Source organism: Pseudomonas poae RE*1-1-14 (genome assembly GCF_000336465.1).
Taxonomy (GTDB): Bacteria; Pseudomonadota; Gammaproteobacteria; order Pseudomonadales; family Pseudomonadaceae; genus Aquipseudomonas; species Aquipseudomonas poae.
Genome location: NC_020209.1, coordinates 5,136,212 through 5,156,801, shown reverse-complemented (window position 1 = coordinate 5,156,801; position 20,590 = coordinate 5,136,212). Strand labels below are relative to the sequence as shown.

General features: G+C 61.0%; 21 protein-coding genes. 10 read left to right on the top strand and 11 right to left on the bottom strand.

The features are described 5' to 3' along the window. Positions 1-63: 63 nt before the first annotated feature. On the bottom strand, positions 64-1,518 hold the full coding sequence (gene thiI, locus H045_RS22625; protein ID WP_032871373.1) for a tRNA uracil 4-sulfurtransferase ThiI: 1,455 nt from the start codon (positions 1,516-1,518) through the stop codon (positions 64-66). 334 nt (positions 1,519-1,852) lie between these two features. Between thiI and glnA the strand changes: the two genes are divergently transcribed. The 4 genes from glnA (at position 1,853) to ntrC (ending at position 6,821) form a co-directional block, all read left to right on the top strand. After that, positions 1,853-3,259 carry a type I glutamate--ammonia ligase gene (gene glnA, locus H045_RS22620; RefSeq protein WP_003237471.1) on the top strand — a complete coding sequence of 469 codons (1,407 nt, stop codon included), beginning with the start codon at positions 1,853-1,855 and terminating at the stop codon, positions 3,257-3,259. Positions 3,260-3,438: 179 nt separating this feature from the next. Then, positions 3,439-3,981, top strand: a complete 543-nt coding sequence (locus H045_RS22615; protein ID WP_003237473.1) for a chorismate mutase — start codon at positions 3,439-3,441, stop codon at positions 3,979-3,981. Between the two features lie 321 nt (positions 3,982-4,302). Further along, positions 4,303-5,388, top strand: coding sequence for a nitrogen regulation protein NR(II) (glnL, locus tag H045_RS22610; RefSeq protein WP_003237475.1), 1,086 nt, complete (start codon positions 4,303-4,305; stop codon positions 5,386-5,388). After that, entirely contained in the window at positions 5,385-6,821 is a 1,437-nt protein-coding gene (gene ntrC / locus H045_RS22605) for a nitrogen regulation protein NR(I) (RefSeq protein ID WP_003237477.1), read from the top strand. Before glnL ends, ntrC begins: the two co-directional genes overlap by 4 nt. 622 nt (positions 6,822-7,443) lie before the next feature. On the opposite strand, the gene H045_RS22600 is transcribed toward ntrC, so the two are convergent. Next, positions 7,444-7,884 carry a hypothetical protein gene (locus H045_RS22600; protein WP_015373547.1) on the bottom strand — a complete coding sequence of 147 codons (441 nt, stop codon included), beginning with the start codon at positions 7,882-7,884 and terminating at the stop codon, positions 7,444-7,446. Between H045_RS22600 and H045_RS22595 the strand changes: the two genes are divergently transcribed. Next, positions 7,883-8,338, top strand: a complete 456-nt coding sequence (locus tag H045_RS22595) for a tRNA (cytidine(34)-2'-O)-methyltransferase (RefSeq protein WP_015373546.1) — start codon at positions 7,883-7,885, stop codon at positions 8,336-8,338. The genes H045_RS22600 and H045_RS22595 overlap by 2 nt on opposite strands. Before the next feature lie 152 nt (positions 8,339-8,490). Here the strand turns inward: H045_RS22595 and secB are convergent, their stop codons facing one another. From secB to H045_RS22580, 3 genes are read right to left on the bottom strand one after another with little or no spacing between them, the layout of a single operon-like run. Beyond that, positions 8,491-8,970 (bottom strand): protein-export chaperone SecB, encoded by a 480-nt coding sequence (gene secB / locus H045_RS22590; protein ID WP_003237490.1) that lies wholly within the window; start codon positions 8,968-8,970, stop codon positions 8,491-8,493. Positions 8,971-9,009: 39 nt separating this feature from the next. Beyond that, complete coding sequence (grxC, locus tag H045_RS22585; protein ID WP_003237492.1) at positions 9,010-9,261, bottom strand: glutaredoxin 3; 252 nt, start codon at positions 9,259-9,261, stop codon at positions 9,010-9,012. 1 nt (position 9,262) lies between these two features. After that, positions 9,263-9,676 (bottom strand): rhodanese-like domain-containing protein, encoded by a 414-nt coding sequence (locus H045_RS22580; RefSeq protein WP_003237494.1) that lies wholly within the window; start codon positions 9,674-9,676, stop codon positions 9,263-9,265. A gap of 151 nt (positions 9,677-9,827) precedes the next feature. On the opposite strand from H045_RS22580, the gene gpmI reads away from it, so the two are divergent. The 5 genes from gpmI (at position 9,828) to H045_RS22555 (ending at position 16,655) form a co-directional block, all read left to right on the top strand. Then, on the top strand, positions 9,828-11,354 hold the full coding sequence (gpmI, locus tag H045_RS22575) for a 2,3-bisphosphoglycerate-independent phosphoglycerate mutase (protein ID WP_015373545.1): 1,527 nt from the start codon (positions 9,828-9,830) through the stop codon (positions 11,352-11,354). 195 nt (positions 11,355-11,549) lie between these two features. After that, positions 11,550-12,845: a murein hydrolase activator EnvC family protein gene (locus H045_RS22570; RefSeq protein WP_003237497.1), complete on the top strand. Its 1,296-nt coding sequence runs from the start codon at positions 11,550-11,552 to the stop codon at positions 12,843-12,845. A 30-nt stretch (positions 12,846-12,875) separates the two neighbouring features. Next, positions 12,876-14,204 carry a S41 family peptidase gene (locus tag H045_RS22565; RefSeq protein ID WP_003237499.1) on the top strand — a complete coding sequence of 443 codons (1,329 nt, stop codon included), beginning with the start codon at positions 12,876-12,878 and terminating at the stop codon, positions 14,202-14,204. A gap of 1 nt (position 14,205) precedes the next feature. Continuing rightward, positions 14,206-14,991, top strand: coding sequence for a divergent polysaccharide deacetylase family protein (locus H045_RS22560; RefSeq protein ID WP_003237501.1), 786 nt, complete (start codon positions 14,206-14,208; stop codon positions 14,989-14,991). A gap of 65 nt (positions 14,992-15,056) precedes the next feature. Then, the gene (locus tag H045_RS22555; RefSeq protein WP_015373544.1) at positions 15,057-16,655 is read left to right on the top strand and encodes a S1 family serine peptidase; all 1,599 of its coding nucleotides are present in this window, start codon (positions 15,057-15,059) and stop codon (positions 16,653-16,655) included. Between the two features lie 3 nt (positions 16,656-16,658). Here the strand turns inward: H045_RS22555 and H045_RS22550 are convergent, their stop codons facing one another. The 6 genes from H045_RS22550 to hisB form a co-directional block, all read right to left on the bottom strand. Then, on the bottom strand, positions 16,659-17,405 hold the full coding sequence (locus tag H045_RS22550) for a substrate-binding periplasmic protein (protein WP_015373543.1): 747 nt from the start codon (positions 17,403-17,405) through the stop codon (positions 16,659-16,661). Between the two features lie 66 nt (positions 17,406-17,471). Continuing rightward, complete coding sequence (gene hisF, locus H045_RS22545) at positions 17,472-18,242, bottom strand: imidazole glycerol phosphate synthase subunit HisF (protein WP_003171107.1); 771 nt, start codon at positions 18,240-18,242, stop codon at positions 17,472-17,474. A gap of 9 nt (positions 18,243-18,251) precedes the next feature. After that, positions 18,252-18,989 (bottom strand): 1-(5-phosphoribosyl)-5-[(5-phosphoribosylamino)methylideneamino]imidazole-4-carboxamide isomerase, encoded by a 738-nt coding sequence (gene hisA / locus H045_RS22540; RefSeq protein ID WP_003237507.1) that lies wholly within the window; start codon positions 18,987-18,989, stop codon positions 18,252-18,254. Positions 18,990-19,028: 39 nt separating this feature from the next. Continuing rightward, complete coding sequence (locus H045_RS22535) at positions 19,029-19,286, bottom strand: DUF2164 domain-containing protein (RefSeq protein ID WP_003237509.1); 258 nt, start codon at positions 19,284-19,286, stop codon at positions 19,029-19,031. Further along, positions 19,286-19,924 (bottom strand): imidazole glycerol phosphate synthase subunit HisH, encoded by a 639-nt coding sequence (gene hisH / locus H045_RS22530; RefSeq protein ID WP_003237511.1) that lies wholly within the window; start codon positions 19,922-19,924, stop codon positions 19,286-19,288. The genes H045_RS22535 and hisH overlap by 1 nt, the downstream gene beginning before the upstream one ends. Continuing rightward, positions 19,924-20,517, bottom strand: coding sequence for an imidazoleglycerol-phosphate dehydratase HisB (hisB, locus tag H045_RS22525; protein WP_003237513.1), 594 nt, complete (start codon positions 20,515-20,517; stop codon positions 19,924-19,926). Before hisB ends, hisH begins: the two co-directional genes overlap by 1 nt. Between the last annotated feature and the right edge of the window lie 73 nt (positions 20,518-20,590).

Here is a 20,590-nt window from a genome sequence, read left to right as displayed (position 1 = left end):
TACAGCTTGACGGCAGAGTCGGGGGGCCGGTGACGCAGGCCACAGGCAAACAGCCCCGGGCTCTTAGCTCGGTCGATAAACGCGCACATTGGCATGCCCCTCACTGAGCAAATGGTGGGCATGCAGGCGACTCATCACGCCTTTGTCGCAATACAGCAGGTACTGACGGCTGTTATCCAGTTCCTTGAAACGCGCGTTCAATGCATAGAACGGCAGCGTTTGTACGTCGATGCCGGCGATTTCCAGCGGCTCATCCTCGGCAGCATCCGGGTGACGGATGTCGACGACGATCTGACCGGCCAGGGCTTCGCTGACTTCTTCGATCTGCACATCCTGGCCCAACTCGTCGATCACACGATCGATCGGGACCAGCTTGGCGTTCTCGAGCGCACGCTCCAGAACCGCCATATCAAACTGTTGTTCTTCGTACTCCACGCGGTTGCGCTTGGCGTGGGTCTTGGGGTTCACCGAAATGACCCCGCAGTATTCCGGCATATGCCTGGCAAAATCGGCGGTACCGATTTCTTCGGCCAGATCGATAATGTCCTGCTTGTGACTGGCGATCAGCGGGCGCAACACCAGCTTCTCGGTCACGCAGTCGATCAGCGACAGGTTGGGCAGCGTCTGGCTGGCCACTTGGGAGATCGCCTCGCCGGTCACCAGCGCGTCGATCTGCAATTGATCGGCAATGCGGGACGCAGCGCGCAACATCATACGCTTCAAAACCACGCCCATATGACTGTTATCGACTTTAGCGAGAATTTCGCCCAGTACTTCCTCGAACGGCACGCTCACAAACAGCACGCGCTGGGAGCTGCCGTACTTCTTCCAGATAAAGTGCGCGACTTCCATCACGCCCAATTCGTGTGCACGCCCGCCCAGGTTAAAGAAGCAGAAGTGGCTCATCAGGCCACGGCGCATGATCTGATAGGCCGCCACTGTGGAATCGAAACCGCCGGACATCAATACCAGGGTCTGTTCCAGGGCGCCCAGCGGGTAGCCGCCGATGCTGTTGTGCTGGCTGTGAATCACAAACAACCGTTGGTCGCGAATTTCCATGCGCACTTCAATTTGCGGCGCTTTGAGGGAAATTCCGGCGGCGCCGCACTCGCGACGCAGCTTGCTGCCGACGTATTTCTCCACATCCATGGAGCTGAACGGGTGCTTGCCGGCACGCTTGCAGCGTACCGAAAAAATCTTGCCTTCAAGCTCATTACCGAAGTGCAGCTTGCACTTCTCGGTGATGTCATCGAAGTCACCCAGCGGGTACTCGTCCACTTGCAGGAAATGCGCGATGCCCGGCATGCAGCTCAGGCGCTCGGTCATGTCCTTCAGGGCTTTGGCGTCGGTCAGGCGGGTTTCCAGCTCGAGGTTGTCCCACACACCATTCACCACCACGGCCGGGTCCAGATCACGGAGCACGGCGCGGATATTCTTGGCCAACTGACGGATGAAGCGCATCCGTACCGGTCGGCTCTTGATGGTGATTTCGGGGAAGACTTTTACGATTAATTTCATGGAAACAGCGCGTGCCGGGCCTGCTGAAAAAGGGGGGCGCGGATTATAGCGGAAATCGCTCAAGGTTTAACCAGTTAATATGCACCGCACTTGTCGCGCACTAAATGCGTGCATTTGCAGCTCGCAACGCTACATTGAGGTGCACCGCTTTGCGTCATTTGTCGCTATGCACCTTTATAGGGTCGCATTTGGAGCATAAATCCCATGTTGGCGCACTGGCATGCAATTTGCTCTCTTGTGAGGCAGGTTGCCATGGCGGACTATCCGCGCCGGCATCACCAACATTCTAAGGGCTAACTCCACTACCCCAGCCCGAAGCCACCCGGAGGACACCATGTCGAAGTCGGTTCAACTCATCAAAGATCATGACGTTAAATGGATTGATCTGCGCTTCACGGACACAAAAGGCACTCAGCATCACGTGACCATGCCGGCTCGCGATGCGCTGGATGATGCGTTCTTCGAAGAAGGCAAAATGTTCGACGGTTCCTCCATTGCCGGCTGGAAAGGCATCGAAGCCTCCGACATGATCCTGATGCCGGACGACACCACTGCCGTCCTCGACCCGTTCACCGAAGAGCCTACTCTGATCCTGGTGTGCGACGTGATCGAGCCTTCGACCATGCAGGGCTATGACCGCGACCCACGTGCGATCGCCAAGCGTGCCGAGGAATACCTGAAGTCGACCGGTATCGGTGACACCGTATTCGTGGGCCCTGAGCCAGAGTTCTTCATCTTCGATCAAGTGAAGTTCAAGTCCGACATCTCCGGCTCCATGTTCAAGATCTACTCCGAACAAGGCTCCTGGATGTCCGACCAGGACGTGGAAGGCGGCAACCACGGCCACCGTCCCGGCATCAAAGGCGGCTACTTCCCGGTGCCACCGTTCGACCACGACCACGAAATCCGTACCTCCATGTGCAACGCCATGGAAGACATGGGCCTGGTCATCGAAGTGCATCACCACGAAGTGGCCACTGCCGGCCAGAACGAAATCGGTGTGAAGTTCAACACCCTGGTTGCCAAGGCTGACGAAGTTCAGACCCTCAAGTACTGCGTACACAACACCGCCGTTGCCTACGGCCGTACCGCGACCTTCATGCCCAAGCCTCTGTACGGCGATAACGGTTCGGGCATGCACGTTCACCTGTCCATCGCCAAAGATGGCAAGAACACCTTCGCTGGCGAAGGCTATGCCGGCCTGTCCGACACCGCCCTGTACTTCATCGGCGGTATCATCAAGCACGGTAAGGCCCTGAACGGCTTCACCAACCCGTCGACCAACTCCTACAAGCGTCTGGTCCCAGGTTTTGAAGCGCCAGTGATGCTGGCCTACTCGGCGCGCAACCGCTCCGCTTCGATCCGTATTCCTTACGTGTCCAGCCCGCGCGCTCGTCGCATCGAAGCCCGCTTCCCGGATCCGGCTGCCAACCCGTACCTGGCCTTCGCTGCCTTGGTCATGGCTGGCCTGGACGGTATCCAGAACAAGATCCACCCTGGCGACGCCGCCGACAAAAACCTGTACGACCTGCCGCCTGAAGAGGCCAAGGAAATTCCACAGGTGTGTGGCAGCCTGAAAGAGGCCCTGGAAGAGCTGGACAAGGGCCGTTCGTTCCTGACCAAAGGCGGCGTGTTCAGCGACGACTTCATCGATGCCTACATCGAGCTCAAGAGCGCTGAAGAAATCAAGGTTCGCACCTTCGTACACCCACTGGAATACGAGCTGTACTACAGCTGCTGATCCGGTAGCGCCGCTTAAGGTGGCGTGATGAAAAAGACCTCCTTCGGGAGGTCTTTTTTTTGCCCGAGCATGAAGAATGCGGGAAGGAGCCTGCCGCCGATGGCAGAGTTTCAGGCAATACCTGTATAACCTGACCCACCGCCATCGGGAGCAAGTCCCCTCCCACAAGGAGATCACCGTTGAAATCACGATTTTTGTTTGCCTTGATGTTTGCCGGCGCCAGCGCCACTGCCAGTGCCGCGCCGCCCACCCTTGAGCCGCTGCTCAACAGCATCGCCGAGCGCCTGGAGATTGCCGATCAGGTGGCCCTGAGCAAATGGGACAGCCACAAGCCTGTGGAAGACAAGAAACGCGAGCAGGAAGTGATTGCCAGCGTTGTCGCCCAGGCCCCGAGCTACAAGCTCGACCCTGCCGCCGCAGAGCAATTCTTCTCTGCGCAAATCGAAGCGAACAAACTGGTGCAGTACACCCACTTGTCCGACTGGCAGTTCCAGGGCAAGGCGCCTGACGATCCGCGCCCGGACCTGGTCAAGCAAATCCGCCCGCAACTGGACGAACTGCAAAAAAGCCTGCTCAAGCAACTGGCTGATTTCACCCCTCAACGCACCGACCCTCAATGCCCGCAATGGCTGGCCGAAGCCGTGCACGAACCGCTCAATGATCCGCTGCGCCAACTGGCGATGATCCGCGCCACCGCCGAGCTGTGCATATACAAGGGCTAAACCTGCAAACCTGATCAATCGTGTGGGAGCATACGCGCTCCCACATTTAGCTATCACGCATTCAGCATCCTCGTGCGACAGCTTCCTGAACAAACCTGAAGAAATCGCACTATATTAGTGCGCAAGCCTGCACCCTACTCACCTGCCCATCCCATTTTGGTTCGAAACTTCCCGCTCAAGCTGGCAGAACGCCACAGTTTCGCGCCTAAAGTCGCTATTTCAGGCGTTACGCGCTTCTTTTCGGAGCCTTGGTTTGGTTTTTGCATTTTCCTTGTATCAGCGTGTGCCTCAAGCCTGCGCCTTGCTCCAAAAGAGGTCCCGATGACCATCAGCGATGCACTGCACCGTTTGTTACTCGACAACCTGACCACCGCGACCATCCTGCTCAATGCCGACCTGCGCCTTGAGTACATGAACCCGGCGGCGGAGATGCTCCTGGCCATCAGCGGCCAGCGCAGCCATGGGCAGTTCATCAGCGAATTGTTCACCGAATCGGCCGAAGCTCTGAGCTCGTTGCGCCAGGCGGTAGAACAGGCACACCCGTTTACCAAGCGCGAAGCGATGCTCACCGCCCTCACCGGCCAGACGCTGACCGTCGACTACGCCGTAACCCCCATCCTCAGCAACGGCGCCACGCTGCTGCTGCTGGAAGTGCACCCTCGAGATCGCTTGCTGCGCATCACCAAGGAAGAAGCACAGCTGTCCAAGCAGGAAACCAGCAAAATGCTGGTGCGCGGCTTGGCCCATGAGATCAAGAACCCCCTCGGCGGCATTCGCGGCGCGGCACAGCTGCTGGCGCGCGAGCTGCCCGAAGAGCATCTCAAGGACTACACCAACGTCATCATTGAAGAGGCCGACCGCCTGCGCAACCTGGTGGACCGCATGCTCGGCTCCAACAAGCTGCCATCCCTGGCGATGACCAACGTGCACGAAGTGCTCGAACGCGTCTGCCAATTGGTCGAGGCCGAAAGCCAGGGCTGCATCACGCTGGTGCGCGACTACGACCCGAGCATTCCCGACGTCTTGATCGACCGTGAACAGATGATCCAGGCGGTACTCAATATCGTGCGCAACGCCATGCAAGCCATCAGCAGCCAGAACGAACTGCGCCTGGGCCGCATCAGCCTGCGCACCCGCGCGCTGCGTCAATTCACCATCGGCCACATACGCCATCGCCTGGTCACCAAGGTCGAGATCATCGACAACGGCCCGGGCATTCCTGCCGACCTGCAGGACACCATTTTCTTTCCCATGGTCAGCGGCCGCCCGGACGGTACCGGGCTGGGCCTGGCCATTACCCAGAACATCATCAGCCAGCATCAGGGCCTGATCGAATGTGAGAGCCATCCCGGCCACACCACGTTCTCGATCTTTCTGCCACTGGAACAAGGAGCCCCATCGACATGAGCCGTAGTGAAACTGTCTGGATCGTCGATGACGACCGTTCTATCCGCTGGGTCCTGGAGAAAGCCTTGCAACAGGAAGGCATGACCACCCAGAGCTTCGACAGCGCCGACGGCGTCATGAGCCGCCTGGCGCGCCAGCAGCCCGACGTGATCATCTCCGACATCCGCATGCCCGGCGCCAGTGGCCTTGACCTGCTGGCGCGGATTCGCGAGCAGCATCCGCGCCTGCCGGTGATCATCATGACCGCGCATTCGGACCTGGACAGCGCTGTCGCCTCCTATCAAGGCGGCGCGTTTGAGTACCTGCCCAAGCCGTTCGACGTGGACGAAGCGGTGGCGCTGGTCAAGCGTGCCAACCAGCACGCTCAGGAACAGCAAAATCAGGAAGCGCCACCGGCCCTGACCCGCACCCCGGAAATCATCGGCGAAGCGCCAGCGATGCAGGAAGTGTTTCGCGCTATCGGCCGCTTGAGCCACTCCAACATCACCGTGCTGATCAATGGCGAGTCGGGCACCGGCAAGGAGCTGGTGGCCCATGCCCTGCACCGTCACAGTCCACGGGCAGCGGCGCCGTTCATTGCGTTGAACATGGCCGCCATTCCCAAGGACCTGATGGAATCCGAGCTGTTCGGCCACGAGAAAGGCGCGTTTACCGGCGCGGCCAACCTGCGGCGCGGGCGCTTTGAGCAGGCCGACGGCGGTACGTTGTTTCTCGATGAAATCGGCGACATGCCGGCCGATACCCAAACCCGCCTGCTGCGCGTACTGGCGGACGGCGAGTTCTACCGGGTTGGCGGGCACACACCGGTCAAGGTCGATGTGCGGATTATCGCCGCGACCCACCAGAACCTGGAAACCCTGGTGCACGCGGGTAAATTCCGTGAAGACCTGTTCCACCGCCTCAACGTGATCCGCATCCATATTCCGCGCATGTCGGACCGTCGCGAAGACATCCCCACCCTCGCCCGCCACTTCCTCAGCCGCGCAGCCCTTGAGCTGGCGGTGGAGCCGAAGTTGCTCAAAAGCGAGACCGAGGAATACCTCAAGAACCTGCCGTGGCCCGGTAACGTGCGCCAGCTGGAGAACACCTGCCGCTGGATCACGGTGATGGCCTCCGGGCGCGAAGTGCATATCAGCGACCTGCCGCCGGAGCTGCTGAGCCTGCCGCAGGATTCGGCCCCGGTGACCAACTGGGAACAGGCGTTGCGCCAATGGGCCGATCAGGCCCTGGCGCGTGGCCAGTCGAACCTGTTGGACAGTGCCGTGCCGGCGTTCGAACGGATCATGATCGAGACCGCGCTCAAGCACACGGCCGGGCGTCGTCGCGATGCGGCGGTGTTGCTGGGTTGGGGGCGCAATACCCTGACGCGCAAGATCAAGGAATTGGGCATGAAGGTGGATGGCGGGGATGACGACGAGGGCGACGACGCCTGAAGCTCGGGTCCACTGAAAACCCATGTGGGAGGGGGCTTGCTCCCTCTTATAAAACTTACAATAACGTGTTGATTTTAAAGCCTGACAGTCACCTTGAAGTATTGACTGTGCACGACCATTTTGGGGCGACCACATCCCTGTGGCGAGCAGGCTTCTCCCGCGTTGGCCTGCGCAGCAGCCCCAAGACCATGCTCTGGGCAGTGTCAGGTGTACCGCGTTGTTCTTGAATGGGGGGCGCTTCGCACCCCAACGCGGGGCAAGCCCGCTCGCCACAGAAGCCCGTTCTTCACAACTCGCTCGCACGCAGGTTTCAAAGGCGTGCACCGCTTCAATGCAACCTGAACCGCTATCGAGCATGGATACAGCGCAGAACAATCCGGTAATCGCAGAAAAAAACCAACCGTGCAAAACACCAAAGCCCGTATTCCGGGGCTTTGCGCTTTTTAGCAAAGGTTTTTAACAAAAAATGAAAATTCTGGCACGCGCCCTGCAATAACCCTTGTACTACCCAGTTTCGGGGACCTTGGTACAGGCAGGCCGAGAATCCCCTCTTTAACACCGAAGCCTCTGGCTTCACCCCGTTTTGGGAGCCCTGGTACAGGCAGGCCGGGAACTCCCTCTTTTATTGCTCCTGGAGATGGATCTCCAACCGCCAGCGGTCGTCGACCGACTGGCCCTTCCAGTCCCCGCGCAACGGCCGAGCCGACACCAGGTTCAGCAGCAGACCACCATCGGTCTTGCGCACGCGCCAGTTCACCAGACTTTCATTGACCTGCAACTGCCCGCCGGATGATTTGCCCTGCGCGCCGAACAGCAGTGCCACGGTGCCGTCGATGTGTTCGCCATGCAGCTTGGGCTCGCGGTTGAACCACACCACGACGCCGTCAGCGACAGTCTCCACCCGCAGCAGCTCGACGGGATCCGCAATGGTGAGGCGACCAATCATCAAACCCACCATCAAGCCGACAATCGCCAAAGAGCCCATCACACGCGGCAATAGCTTCGGCCTTGGGTCGTCTTCAGGGGTAGAATGCAGCGCATCTTTGCCTTCGGAGCCGTGCATGTTTCACGTCATCCTTTTTCAACCAGAAATTCCGCCGAATACCGGCAACGTTATCAGGCTGTGCGCCAACAGTGGCTGCCACCTGCATTTGATCGAGCCTCTGGGCTTCGACATGGACGACAAGCGCCTGCGCCGCGCCGGGCTGGACTACCACGAATACGCCACGCTCAAGCGCCATGCCGACCTTGCCAGTTGCCTGGAAAGCCTGGGCCACCCCCGGCTGTTCGCGTTCACCACCAAGGGTTCGCGGCCCTTCCATGATGCGAGCTTTGCCGACGGCGACGCGTTCCTGTTCGGCCCGGAAAGCCGGGGCCTGCCTGCCGAGGTGCTCGACGCGCTGCCCGAGGGTCATCGCCTGCGTCTGCCGATGCGCGAGGGCTGCCGCAGCCTGAACCTGTCCAACACCGTAGCGGTGGCGGTCTACGAAGGCTGGCGCCAACTCGGTTTCAACTGACACATAAAACAAATGTGGGAGCGGGTTTGTGTGGGAGCCGGGCTTGCCCGCGATACAGGCACCGAGGTGTATCAGGTACACCGCGGTGATGCTATCGCAGGCAAGCCAGCGCCCACACAAGCCAACTCCCACATTTTTTTACCGCTTCGAGATTACTGAACGGTCGACGAACCTTCACTTTGCATGCGCTGCAGCTCTTGCGCGTACAGCGCATCGAAGTTCACCGGGGCCAGCATCAACGCCGGGAACGAACCACGGGTAACCAGGCTGTCCAGGGTCTCACGGGCATACGGGAACAGGATGTTCGGGCAGAACGCGCCCAGGGTGTGGCTCATGGACGCTTCGTCCAGGCCCTGGATCAGGAAGATACCGGCCTGTTGCACTTCAGCGATGAAGGCCACTTCTTCACCGTTCTTGACGGTGACCGACAGGGTCAGCACGACTTCATGGAAGTCGCCTTCCAGCGCCTTTTGACGAGTGTTCAGGTCCAGCGCAACGCTTGGGGTCCATTCTTGACGGAAGATGGCCGGGCTTTTCGGCGCTTCGAACGACAGGTCACGCACGTAGATGCGCTGCAGGGAAAATTGTGGGCCTTGGGCTTCTGCTGCTTCGGTATTCTGTTGGTCAGTCATCGCAGATCCTTGATCTTGGGGGCGTTAGGGGGTTGGGAGTCAGGCGAGCAGCGCATCGAGCTTGCCGCCGCGCTCGAGGGCAAACAGGTCGTCGCAACCACCGATGTGTGTGTCGCCGATCCAGATCTGCGGGACCGACGTGCGGCCAGCCTTCTTGGTCATCTCGGCGCGCACCTGAGGCTTGCCATCGACCTTGATCTCGTCGAAGGCCACTTTCTTGCTCTGAAGCAATTGCTTGGCTCGAATGCAAAAAGGGCAATAATCGCTGGAATACACGACAACCTGGCTCATATCACTTCACCAGCGGCAAGTTGTCGGCCTTCCAGCTGCCAATGCCGCCAGACAGCTTGGCGGCGGTGAAACCGAGCTTGAGCATTTCGCGGGCATGGGTGCCAGCGTGCTGGCCTTGGGCATCGACCAGGATGATGGTCTTGGCCTTGTGCTTTTCAAGCTCCGGCAGGCGCGCAATCAGCTTGTCCTGGGGGATGTTCAGGGCGCCGACGATGTGACCGGCGGCGAAATCCTTGGCCGGGCGAATGTCCACCACAACGGCCTCGTCCTTGTTGACCAGCGAGGTCAGCTCCGAGGTGCTCAAGCTGCGACCACCACGGCTCATTTCATGAGCGATCAGCAGCGCCAGCAGGATGACAAAGGCACCCACGAGCAGATAGTGGGCAGTGGCAAATGCAATCAGGTGATCAACCATCAAGGAGGTTCCAGGGCGTTAAAATGGCGGTAAGTATACACAGCCGTCAGGGGGGGCCAACCCCTGTAAAGCGGTGACGCAGTCTGAACTTCGCTTTAAACTGCCACTCACTTTTCAAACGCCTTCCTTTATTACCGCCGCGAGAGGATCTATGACTACCACGCCTAAACCTTTGGTCCTGATAATTCTCGATGGCTTCGGACACAGCGAAAGCCACCACGACAACGCGGTATACGCGGCGCGCAAGCCAGTGCTGGACCGTCTCACCGCCACCGTGCCCAACGGGCTGATCTCCGGATCGGGCATGGACGTGGGCCTGCCGGACGGCCAGATGGGTAACTCGGAAGTCGGCCATATGAATCTGGGCGCCGGACGAGTGGTATACCAGGACTTCACCCGCGTCACCAAAGCCATCCGCGACGGCGAGTTCTTTGAGAACCCCACCATCTGCGCCGCGGTAGATAAAGCAGTGGCTGCCGGCAAGGCCGTGCACTTCATGGGCCTGCTGTCCGACGGCGGCGTACACAGCCATCAGGACCACCTGGTCGCCATGGCTGAGCTGGCCTTCAAGCGCGGCGCCGACAAAATCTACTTGCACGCCTTCCTCGACGGTCGCGATACCCCGCCGAAAAGCGCACAGTCGTCCATCGAACTGCTCGACGCCACTTTCGCCGCCCTCGGCAAGGGCCGCATCGCCAGCCTGGTCGGTCGTTACTTCGCCATGGACCGCGACAACCGCTGGGACCGCGTCGCCCAGGCCTACAACCTGATCGTCGACGGCCAGGCCGAATTCAACGCCGCCACCGCCCAACAAGGCCTGGAAGCCGCCTACGCCCGTGGCGAGAGCGATGAATTCGTCAAAGCCACCACCCTCGGCGAGCCGGTCAAGGTCGAAGACGGCGACGCCGTGGTGTTCATGAACTTCCGCGCCGACCGTGCCCGTGAGCTGAGCCGCGTGTTTGTCGAAGATGGCTTCAAGGAATTCGAGCGCGCGCGCCAGCCGAAAGTCCAGTACGTGGGCCTGACCCAATACGCAGCCAGCATCCCGGCCCCCGCCGCCTTTGCCGCGAGCAGCCTGGACAACGTGCTGGGCGATTACCTCGCGAAAAACGGCAAGACCCAACTGCGCATCGCCGAGACCGAGAAGTACGCCCACGTGACGTTCTTCTTCTCCGGCGGGCGCGAAGAACCGTTCCCGGGCGAAGAACGCATCCTGATCCCGTCGCCAAAAGTCGCCACCTACGACCTGCAGCCGGAAATGAGCGCGCCGGAAGTCACCGACAAGATCGTCGATGCCATCGAGCACCAGCGTTATGACGTGATCGTGGTCAACTACGCCAACGGCGACATGGTCGGCCATAGCGGCAACCTGGAGGCCGCGACCAAGGCCGTGGAATGCCTGGACCTGTGCGTCGGTCGCATTGTCGACGCGCTGGACAAGGTCGGCGGCGAAGCGCTGATCACCGCCGACCATGGCAACTGCGAGCAGATGTCCGATGAATCGACTGGTCAAGCCCATACCGCCCACACCACCGAGCCGGTGCCGTTCATCTATGTCGGCAAGCGCGACTTCAAAGTGCGTCACGGCGGCGTGCTGGCAGATGTGGCGCCGACGATGCTGATGCTGATGGGGATGGAGAAGCCCAAAGAGATGACCGGGACCTCGATCCTGGTCTAATTCTATAAAACACCAAAAGACCGTGTGGGAGGGGGCTTGCTCCCTCCCACATGTACTTCAGTGTTTAGTCGATATCTTTTCGCCACACTCGCGCCACTCGGCACCTAACTTGCTCGCGAGCCCCAATTGGGCGTTTTTTTTGCCGCGCTTGGCGGGCATACTAGGCCGTCCATTTCCCTGGTGTCGCCCGCCTCTATGCTTCGCGCCTTGATTACCCTTGCTCTTGTCTGCCTGCTCCAACCGGCGTTTGCCGATGAGCGCGCACAAACCCAACAACAGTTGGACGCTACGCGTCAGGACATTACCGAGCTGAAAAAACTGCTCGGCAAGCTTCAGGAAGAAAAATCCGGGGTGCAGAAAGACCTGCGCGGTACGGAAACCGAGATGGGCAAGCTGGAAAAGCAGGTCCAGGAGCTGCAAAAAGAATTAAAGAAGAGCGAGTCGGAACTGGAGCGACTCGACGCTGAGAAAAAAAAACTCCAGAGCGCACGCGTTGAACAGCAACGCCTGATCGCGATCCAGGCCCGCGCCGCCTACCAGAGCGGCCGCCAGGAATACCTCAAGCTGTTGCTCAATCAGCAGAATCCCGAGAAATTCGCACGCACCCTGACCTATTACGATTACCTGAGCAAAGCGCGACTGGATCAATTGAAGGGGTTTAACGAAACCCTGCGCCAACTGGCCAACGTCGAACAGGAAATCGCCGACCAGCAATCGCAGCTGCTCGACCAGAAAACCGCCCTCGACACTCAGCGCGATCAGCTCGACAAGGTACGCAAGGAGCGCCAGCTGGCCCTGGCCAAGCTCAACGACGACGTCAAGGCCCGCGACGCCAAGCTGCAAGCGCGCGTGCAGGACCAGGCTGACCTGGCCAAGGTGCTCAAGACCATCGAGGAAACCCTGGCCCGCCAGGCTCGCGAGGCAGAAGAAGCGCGGCAGAAAGCGCTGATCGCCCAGCAGGAAGCGGAAAAAAAGCGCCAGCGTGAGGCCGAACAAGCGGCCACCACCGACGCTCCGGCGCCGCGTAAACCGGCACGCGCGGCGCCCGGCCCGATGGTTTCCAGCACCGGCGAATCGTTCGGCGGCCCCTTTGCTTCAGCGCGCGGCAAACTTCCATGGCCGGTTGATGGTCGATTACTGGCACGCTTCGGTGAAACCCGTGGCGACGACACCCGCGCCAAGTGGGATGGCGTGATGATCAGCGCCGCCGCAGGCAGCCAGGTCCACGCCGTTCACGGTGGGCGCGTGGTGTTCGCCGATTGGCTGCGCGGCGCCGGTCTGCTGGTGATTCTTGACCACGGCAATGGCTATTTGAGCCTTTACGGCCACAATCAGACATTACTCAAGTCGGCAGGTGATGTTGTAAAAGCCGGTGAGTCCATCTCCACTGTGGGTAACAGTGGTGGCCAGGACACCCCGGCGCTGTACTTCGCTATTCGTCAGCAGGGTCGCCCGAGCGACCCTGCACAATGGTGCCGTTCCCAAGGATAGGGCCGTACCTACATTAGGAGTTCGTTCGACATGCTGCATTTGTCCCGCCTCACTTCGCTGGCCCTGACGATCGCCCTGGTGACCGGTGCGCCGCTGGCTTTCGCCGATCAGGCCGCACCGGCAGCGCCCGCCGCCACCGCCGCGAGCTCTGCCGCGACCACCAAGGCGCCGTTACCGCTGGACGAGTTGCGCACCTTTGCCGAGGTCATGGACCGGATCAAGGCAGCCTATGTCGAACCGGTAGATGACAAGACCCTGTTGGAAAATGCCATCAAGGGCATGCTCAGCAACCTCGACCCGCACTCCGCCTACCTGGGCCCGGAAGATTTTGCCGAGCTGCAGGAAAGCACCAGCGGTGAGTTCGGTGGCCTGGGTATTGAAGTGGGCGCCGAAGACGGCCAGATCAAAGTGGTCTCGCCCATCGACGACACTCCGGCGTCCAAGGCTGGCATCCAGGCCGGCGACCTGATCGTCAAGATCAACGGTCAGCCCACCCGTGGCCAGACCATGACCGAGGCCGTCGACAAGATGCGCGGCAAGCTCGGCCAGAAAATCACCCTGACCCTGGTGCGCGACGGCGGTAACCCGTTTGACGTGACCCTGGCCCGCGCGACCATCACGGTCAAAAGCGTGAAGAGCCAGTTGCTGGAGTCGGGCTACGGCTACATCCGCATCACCCAATTCCAGGTCAAGACCGGCGACGAAGTGGCCAAGGCCCTGGCCAAGCTGCGCAAGGACAACGGCAAGAAACTCAACGGCATCGTGCTCGACCTGCGTAACAACCCGGGCGGCGTGCTGCAATCGGCGGTGGAAGTGGTCGACCACTTCATCACCAAGGGCCTGATCGTCTACACCAAGGGGCGCATTGCCAACTCCGAGCTGCGCTTCTCGGCCACCGGTAACGACCTCAGCGAAAACGTGCCACTGGCCGTGCTGATCAACGGCGGCAGCGCCTCGGCCTCGGAGATCGTCGCCGGCGCCCTGCAGGACCAGAAGCGCGGCGTACTGATGGGCACCACCAGTTTCGGTAAAGGCTCGGTACAAACCGTGTTGCCGCTGAACAACGAGCGCGCGCTGAAGATCACCACCGCGCTGTATTACACGCCCAACGGTCGCTCGATCCAGGCCCAGGGCATCGTGCCGGACATTGAGGTGCGCAAGGCCAAGATCACCAACGAGATCGACAGCGAGTACTACAAGGAGGCCGACCTGCAGGGTCACCTGGGCAATGGCAACGGCGGTGCCGACCAGCCTACCGGCAGCGGTGCCAAAGCCAAGCCGATGCCGCAGGACGACGACTATCAGTTGGCCCAGGCGTTGAGCCTGCTCAAGGGCCTGAGCATCACGCGCAACCGTTGATATGCGCCTTGCCCTGATCATCGCCGTGCTGTGCAGCCTGGCAGGCGTCGTCCACGCGACGCCTGCCGGCGAACCGCACAAAGCCTACCTGACCCTGATCATCGACGACCTGGGGCAAAACCTGCCCCGGGATCGGCGCGTGCTGGCCCTGCCTGGGCCGGTCACCACCGCGATCATGCCCGACACGCCCCACGCCGCAGAATTCGCCCGCGAAGCCCACAAGGCCGGCAAGATCGTGATCCTGCACATGCCCATGGACCCGGCCACCGGCCCGTTCGCCTGGCATCCTGAATTGCCCATCGAAGAACTCGGCAAGCGCCTGGACGCCGCCTTCGAAGCGGTTCCCTTCACCGCCGGCATCAACAATCACATGGGCAGCCGCATGACCGCCCAGCCACAGGCAATGGCCTGGCTGATGGGCGAGCTGCAGCGGCGTCACAAGTTCTTTGTCGACAGCCGCACCAGCGCGCAGACCGTCGCTGCCGCCGAGGCGCAGAAGATCGGCCTGGCCAGCGTCTCGCGGGATGTGTTTCTGGATGACGAGCGCACCGAAGCGGCGATCACCACCCAACTGCAAACCGCGATCAAGCTGGCGCACAAGCAGGGTTCTGCGGTGATGATCGGCCACCCGTACCCACAGACTCTGGCAGTACTGGAACGCGAGCTGCCCAAGCTCAAGGCCCAAGGCGTCGAGTGGATCGATATCAAGTCGATGATCGGCCTGCGCAGCAATCAGGCCATGGGCGGCCATGGCCGTGACGGCACCTACCGCCCGAGCCCTAGATAACTAACGCCCGCCCTGCACGCCCGCCCTGAATAGTGAGCCCTCACTCACTCTTTTCAGGACACGTCATGAACCTTAAAAACGTTGTTGCTTCTGGGCTGCTGCTGGCCAGCCTGTGCGGCGCACTGCACGCCGCCAACAAGGATTTCGGCGAAGGCCTGGCCAATAGCGGCCCGGCACAGATTCTGCGTAACGCCAGGCATCAACATGACCATTGGAACGGCGTCGGCCGCATCCGCAATGAAAGTCAGACGTTGTGCACCGCCAGCCTGCTGGACACCCGTGATGAGAGCGGCAAGTCCGGCCCCGCTTATGTGGTCACCAGCAGTCATTGCCTGCATCGCCTCAACGGCGCGGTGCAACGGGATTTGTCGATCAAGGGCAGCATCAGCTTCAACTATTTCGACGACACCCTTGAGGCCCTCAAGACCTACCCGCTGAAAACCCTGAGATGGGGCAGCAGCCACGGGGTCGACCTGGCCGTGATTGAATTGCAGGCGACCCTGGCAAGCCTGATCACGGCGGGCATCACGCCGCTGAAACTGGCCGAGGAAATACCCGCTGACGGAGTGGATATCCTCGCCCTCACCGCTCCCGAATGGGACACCCTGCACCTGGCGGCCTGCACTCAACAGACCTCGCGGGAACTGGTGGAACAGCCGTTCGTGTGGCGAGTCACGATGAAGAACCAATGTCAGGGCGTCGCCCTCGGCGGCTTTGGCGGGCCGCTGCTCGACCGCGCCAGCAACCGGCTCTTCGGCATCCTCAGTACCAGCACCCGCGGGCAGCCCGCCGAGCGCAAATGCCAGCGCGACGCGCCATGCGAGGTCAATAACGGCATACCCGTCTGGCAGACCGAGACCAACTACGGCAGCCCGATAACGTTCCTCAACCAGTGTTTTGTCGGCGGTGTGCTGCAGACGGATGGCGAGCACTGCGAGCTGTACCCGACCACCTCCATCACGTTCAAAAAACCGACACCCATCCAGCAGTACTTCCTCAAGAAAGCCGACGGCAGGGGCAAGGACATCGTGCCGCGCTGGAACCTGCCCTTCAGCATCAACACGCCGTTCTATCGCTACAAAACCACGCGCCGAGCCATCGACTGCGAAAACCCGGCGCTCTACAGCGTGCCGATCAAGGCTGCCCATGCATACGTCAATGACCCCATCGGCCCGCAAACCGGCATGCACATGCTGTGTATCGTCGGCGTGGAGTCCGCCGAGCAGCGCGTTACGTCGGGCATGATGAAAAATGCGCTGAGCCTGGCCGTCGAACTGGCCGAACCGGGCTCGGCGCGTACACCGAACCTGAGCATCAGCCTGGATAAACAGGGCCTTGCGGCCTATACGCTGGTCTGGCACCTGGCACCGCCCTTCATGCAGCGTTACACCTACAAGTACGGTCCGGCCGCCACCACCGATTGCCTGCGTCCGGTGGACTATCTGCCCATACCGCCGACGCCGACGCCGGTGAAGGAAGACGAAGACGAGGACGAAGAGGTCATCGCCCTGGTGCACCCACTCAACGATGACCCGGCCACGCCGCCGGAAAAATACGCGCAATTGATCAGCGTCCAGGGCATGCCCTACAAGATCTGCACCTACGCCTACGACCAGGCGGACCAGCCCTCCACCTTGCGTGTGGACGTGCTAAAGCCGCGCTGAGGTCTAGAGGTAGCGCGCCATGATTGCGTCGACCACGCCTTCCTTGCGTAACTGGTTCAGGGCCGCTTGTAGCCTGGCAACCAACTCGTCCGGCACATCCTTGTTGAGCGCCAGGAACAACTCGGCGCTGTTGAAGCGCAGCACCGTCTTGAGCCCGGTCACGCCCACCTGGCGTGCCAGGTAGCGGCCGGCGGGATCGCCGGTGGCCCAGAGGTCGATCTGACCGTCCATGAGTCGTTGCGCATTGTCCTGATCGCGCAATACAACCAGCGGCTTGAGGCCTTGCTTGTCCAGGGTCTGGGCAATGGCATCGCCCTTGTAGGCGCCGATTTTATAGCGGCGCGCCTGCTCAAGGCTGCTGAGCTGGATCTTGCTATCGGCCTTGGCCAGCAGCACCCAATCGTCCGGGCCGATGGGGCCGACCCATTTGAATGACGCTTCACGATCGGGCAGGCGCGCCATCACGAAGACACCGTAGCCGGGTTTTTCCAGGGTGAGTTTGTAGATACGTTCCCAGGGGAAGCGCAGGGTGAGGTTGTAAGCAATGCCGGCGCGCTTGAAGGTTTCGCGCACGATGTCTGCGGCGATGCCTTCGATGTTCTCGTCCCTGGCGAAATTCTTGCCGTTTTTTGCCATGTTGTAAGGCGGAAAATTTTCCGTCAGCAACACCAGCGCGGCGTCAGAGGGATCGTCGGCGTGGGCCGTCCCTGCCAACAGCAGGGACGTGGCGAGCAGGAGTTGTTTGAACATGTAGGCTACCGGAATCCATGGCAAGCGCAGAGAGTGCCGCGCGCCTGCCATGCTGTCCAGCGGCGTTTAGCGCACAACGATGCCGCGCGCCGCCATGTAGGCCTTGGCCTCGGGAACGGTGTATTCGCCAAAGTGAAAAATGCTCGCCGCCAACACTGCGCTGGCGTGACCCTCGATCACGCCGTCGGCCAGGTGCTGCAGGTTGCCGACACCACCGGAGGCGATCACCGGAATGCCAAGGGCGTCGCTGATGGCACGGGTCACGCCCAGGTCGAAACCGTTTTTCATGCCGTCCTGGTCCATGCTGGTCAGCAGGATTTCGCCAGCGCCCAGGCCTTCCATCTTCATCGCCCACTCCACCGCGTCCAGGCCGGTCGGTTTGCGCCCGCCGTGGGTGAAGATCTCCCACCGCGGGGTTTCGCCGGGGCCGGAGACCTTCTTGGCGTCGATGGCAACCACGATGCATTGCGAACCGAAGTGCTGCGCAGCCTCGCCGACGAACTCAGGATTGAACACCGCAGCGGTGTTGATCGAGACCTTGTCGGCACCGGCGTTGAGCAGGTTGCGAATGTCCTGCACGGTGCGCACGCCACCGCCCACGGTCAGCGGGATGAACACCTGGCTGGCCATGCGCTCGACGGTATGCAGCGTGGTGTCGCGGCCGTCGACGCTGGCGGTGATGTCGAGAAAGGTAATCTCATCGGCACCCTGCTCATCGTAGCGACGGGCGATTTCCACCGGGTCGCCGGCATCACGGATGTTCTCGAACTTGACGCCCTTGACCACGCGACCGTTGTCGACGTCCAGGCAAGGGATGATGCGTTTGGCCAGCGCCATGGTCAGTCCTCAGCCGTTATAGGCGTCGCAGTAAGCCTGGGCTTGCGCGACGTCCAGAGTACCTTCGTAGATCGCGCGGCCGGTGATGGCGCCGATGATGCCGGGCGCACGGGCGTCCAGCAGCGACTTGATATCGCCCAGGTTGTGGATACCGCCGGAAGCAATCACCGGAATCTTCGTCGCGGCGGCCAGCGCTGCGGTGAACGGCACATTGCAGCCCTGCATCATGCCGTCTTTGGCGATGTCGGTATAAACGATGGCGGACACGCCGTCGGCTTCGAACTGTTTGGCCAGGTCAATCACCTGCACGGTGCTGATTTCAGCCCAGCCGTCGGTGGCGACGAAACCGTCTTTAGCGTCCAGGCCCACGATCACCTTGCCGGGGAATGCACGGCAGGCTTCGGCAACGAAGGCCGGGTCTTTCACTGCCTTGGTGCCGATGATCACGTAGCTCACGCCTGCCTTGACGTAGTGCTCGATGGTTTCCAGGGAACGGATACCGCCACCGATCTGGATCGGCAGGTTCGGGTAGCGTTTGGCGATGGCGGTGACCACCTCACCATTGACCGGCTGACCTTCGAAGGCGCCGTTCAGGTCCACCAGATGCAGGCGACGGCAGCCCCCTTCCACCCACTTGGCGGCCATGCTCACCGGGTCATCGGAGAACACGGTGGAGTCTTCCATGCGGCCCTGGCGCAGACGTACGCAGGCGCCGTCCTTGAGATCGATAGCGGGGATAATCAGCATCTGGCAAACCTTATTCGATATTCAGCAATGCTTGGGAAATCAGGGTTTCTCAAGCGACCACAGGTCGCTTTCGATGCTTTCGAACCTTTCTTTAAGGAGCGTCTGCGTGTCGAAAATCGCCCTGTTGTAATAGTGCGGCGCCACCTCAAGGGTGAACAGCTCAAGAATCTCGGCCACTTCGAACGAGCCCAGCGTGAGTTCGAAACGGTCCTGCATGAAGCGCTTGATCTTGTCGGTGGCCTCACGTTCCTGCTCAGGCGCAAGCGTCAGGATCGGTGGCTTGGCCTTCCTGGCCATTACCAGCGGCCGTCCCACGCGGCGAAGTTCTGCAGCAGTTGCAGGCCATGGGTATGGCTTTTTTCCGGGTGAAACTGCACGGCAAAGCGCGAACCCTCGGCCAGCGCCGCAGCGAAGTCGACGCCGTAATGCCCGCCACCCGCCACCTGGCCCGCTTGACCGGCGGCGATGTAGTAGCTGTGCACGAAGTAAAAGCGCGCCATGTCCGGCACCTCGTGCCACAACGGGTGATCCAGCGTCTGGCGCACCTCGTTCCAGCCCATGTGCGGGACTTTCAAATGGGCGCCGTCTTCATGCAGGTCCTTGCCGAAGAACTTCACTTGGCCTGGGAACAGACCGATGCAGTCGACGCCATTGTTCTCTTCGCTGCGCTCAAGCAGGGCCTGCATGCCCACGCAGATGCCGAGGAACGGCCGGTCCTGGCTGACTTCACGCACCAGGCTGTCAAAGCCCAGCCGACGAATCTCGGCCATGCAGTCGCGAATCGCGCCCACACCGGGGAACACCACGCGGTCGGCTTCGCGAATCACATCGGCATCGCTGGTGATCAGCACCTTGCCGGCGCCCACATGCTCAAGGGCCTTGGCCACCGAGTGCAGGTTGCCCATGCCGTAGTCGATAACCGCGACCGTCTGCATTACAGGACGCCCTTGGTCGACGGCATTTGCCCGGCCATGCGGTCGTCCAGCTCCACGGCCATGCGCAGCGCGCGGCCGAAGGCCTTGAACACGGTTTCGATCTGGTGGTGGGTGTTGGTACCGCGCAGGTTGTCGATGTGCAGGCTGACGAGTGCGTGGTTGACGAACCCCTGGAAGAATTCCTGGAACAGGTCGACGTCGAAGCCGCCCACGGTGGCGCGGGTGTAGGGCACGTGCATCTGCAGGCCCGGGCGACCGGAGAAGTCGATGACCACGCGCGACAGCGCTTCATCCAGCGGGACATAGGCGTGGCCGTAGCGACGGATGCCTTTTTTGTCGCCGATGGCCTTGGCAAAGGCCTGGCCGAGGGTGATGCCCACGTCTTCCACCGTGTGGTGGTCGTCGATGTGCAGGTCGCCCTTGCTGACGATATCCAGGTCGATCAGCCCGTGACGGGCGATCTGGTCCAGCATGTGCTCAAGAAAAGGTACACCGATATCAAATCGGGCCTTTCCGGTGCCATCCAGGTTGATCGAGGCTTTGATCTGGGTTTCCAGAGTGTCGCGCTCGACGGACGCCATACGTTCGACCATCACCAGCTCCGCAAATCATTGGGCGAAAAAGGTGGCCATTATAGGGGTGCGGGCGGCAAACAGAAACATCGGA

Excerpts from the sequence above, each read along its gene's own strand:
- thiI (WP_032871373.1), bottom strand. The coding sequence starts at position 1,518 with ATGAAATTAATCGTAAAAGTCTTCCCCGAAATCACCATCAAGAGCCGA.
- glnA (WP_003237471.1), top strand. The coding sequence starts at position 1,853 with ATGTCGAAGTCGGTTCAACTCATCAAAGATCATGACGTTAAATGGATT.
- glnL (WP_003237475.1), top strand. The coding sequence starts at position 4,303 with ATGACCATCAGCGATGCACTGCACCGTTTGTTACTCGACAACCTGACC.
- ntrC (WP_003237477.1), top strand. The coding sequence starts at position 5,385 with ATGAGCCGTAGTGAAACTGTCTGGATCGTCGATGACGACCGTTCTATC.
- H045_RS22595 (WP_015373546.1), top strand. The coding sequence starts at position 7,883 with ATGTTTCACGTCATCCTTTTTCAACCAGAAATTCCGCCGAATACCGGC.
- H045_RS22600 (WP_015373547.1), bottom strand. The coding sequence starts at position 7,884 with ATGCACGGCTCCGAAGGCAAAGATGCGCTGCATTCTACCCCTGAAGAC.
- secB (WP_003237490.1), bottom strand. The coding sequence starts at position 8,970 with ATGACTGACCAACAGAATACCGAAGCAGCAGAAGCCCAAGGCCCACAA.
- grxC (WP_003237492.1), bottom strand. The coding sequence starts at position 9,261 with ATGAGCCAGGTTGTCGTGTATTCCAGCGATTATTGCCCTTTTTGCATT.
- H045_RS22580 (WP_003237494.1), bottom strand. The coding sequence starts at position 9,676 with ATGGTTGATCACCTGATTGCATTTGCCACTGCCCACTATCTGCTCGTG.
- gpmI (WP_015373545.1), top strand. The coding sequence starts at position 9,828 with ATGACTACCACGCCTAAACCTTTGGTCCTGATAATTCTCGATGGCTTC.
- H045_RS22570 (WP_003237497.1), top strand. The coding sequence starts at position 11,550 with ATGCTTCGCGCCTTGATTACCCTTGCTCTTGTCTGCCTGCTCCAACCG.
- H045_RS22565 (WP_003237499.1), top strand. The coding sequence starts at position 12,876 with ATGCTGCATTTGTCCCGCCTCACTTCGCTGGCCCTGACGATCGCCCTG.
- H045_RS22560 (WP_003237501.1), top strand. The coding sequence starts at position 14,206 with ATGCGCCTTGCCCTGATCATCGCCGTGCTGTGCAGCCTGGCAGGCGTC.
- H045_RS22555 (WP_015373544.1), top strand. The coding sequence starts at position 15,057 with ATGAACCTTAAAAACGTTGTTGCTTCTGGGCTGCTGCTGGCCAGCCTG.
- H045_RS22550 (WP_015373543.1), bottom strand. The coding sequence starts at position 17,405 with ATGTTCAAACAACTCCTGCTCGCCACGTCCCTGCTGTTGGCAGGGACG.
- hisF (WP_003171107.1), bottom strand. The coding sequence starts at position 18,242 with ATGGCGCTGGCCAAACGCATCATCCCTTGCCTGGACGTCGACAACGGT.
- hisA (WP_003237507.1), bottom strand. The coding sequence starts at position 18,989 with ATGCTGATTATCCCCGCTATCGATCTCAAGGACGGCGCCTGCGTACGT.
- H045_RS22535 (WP_003237509.1), bottom strand. The coding sequence starts at position 19,286 with ATGGCCAGGAAGGCCAAGCCACCGATCCTGACGCTTGCGCCTGAGCAG.
- hisH (WP_003237511.1), bottom strand. The coding sequence starts at position 19,924 with ATGCAGACGGTCGCGGTTATCGACTACGGCATGGGCAACCTGCACTCG.
- hisB (WP_003237513.1), bottom strand. The coding sequence starts at position 20,517 with ATGGTCGAACGTATGGCGTCCGTCGAGCGCGACACTCTGGAAACCCAG.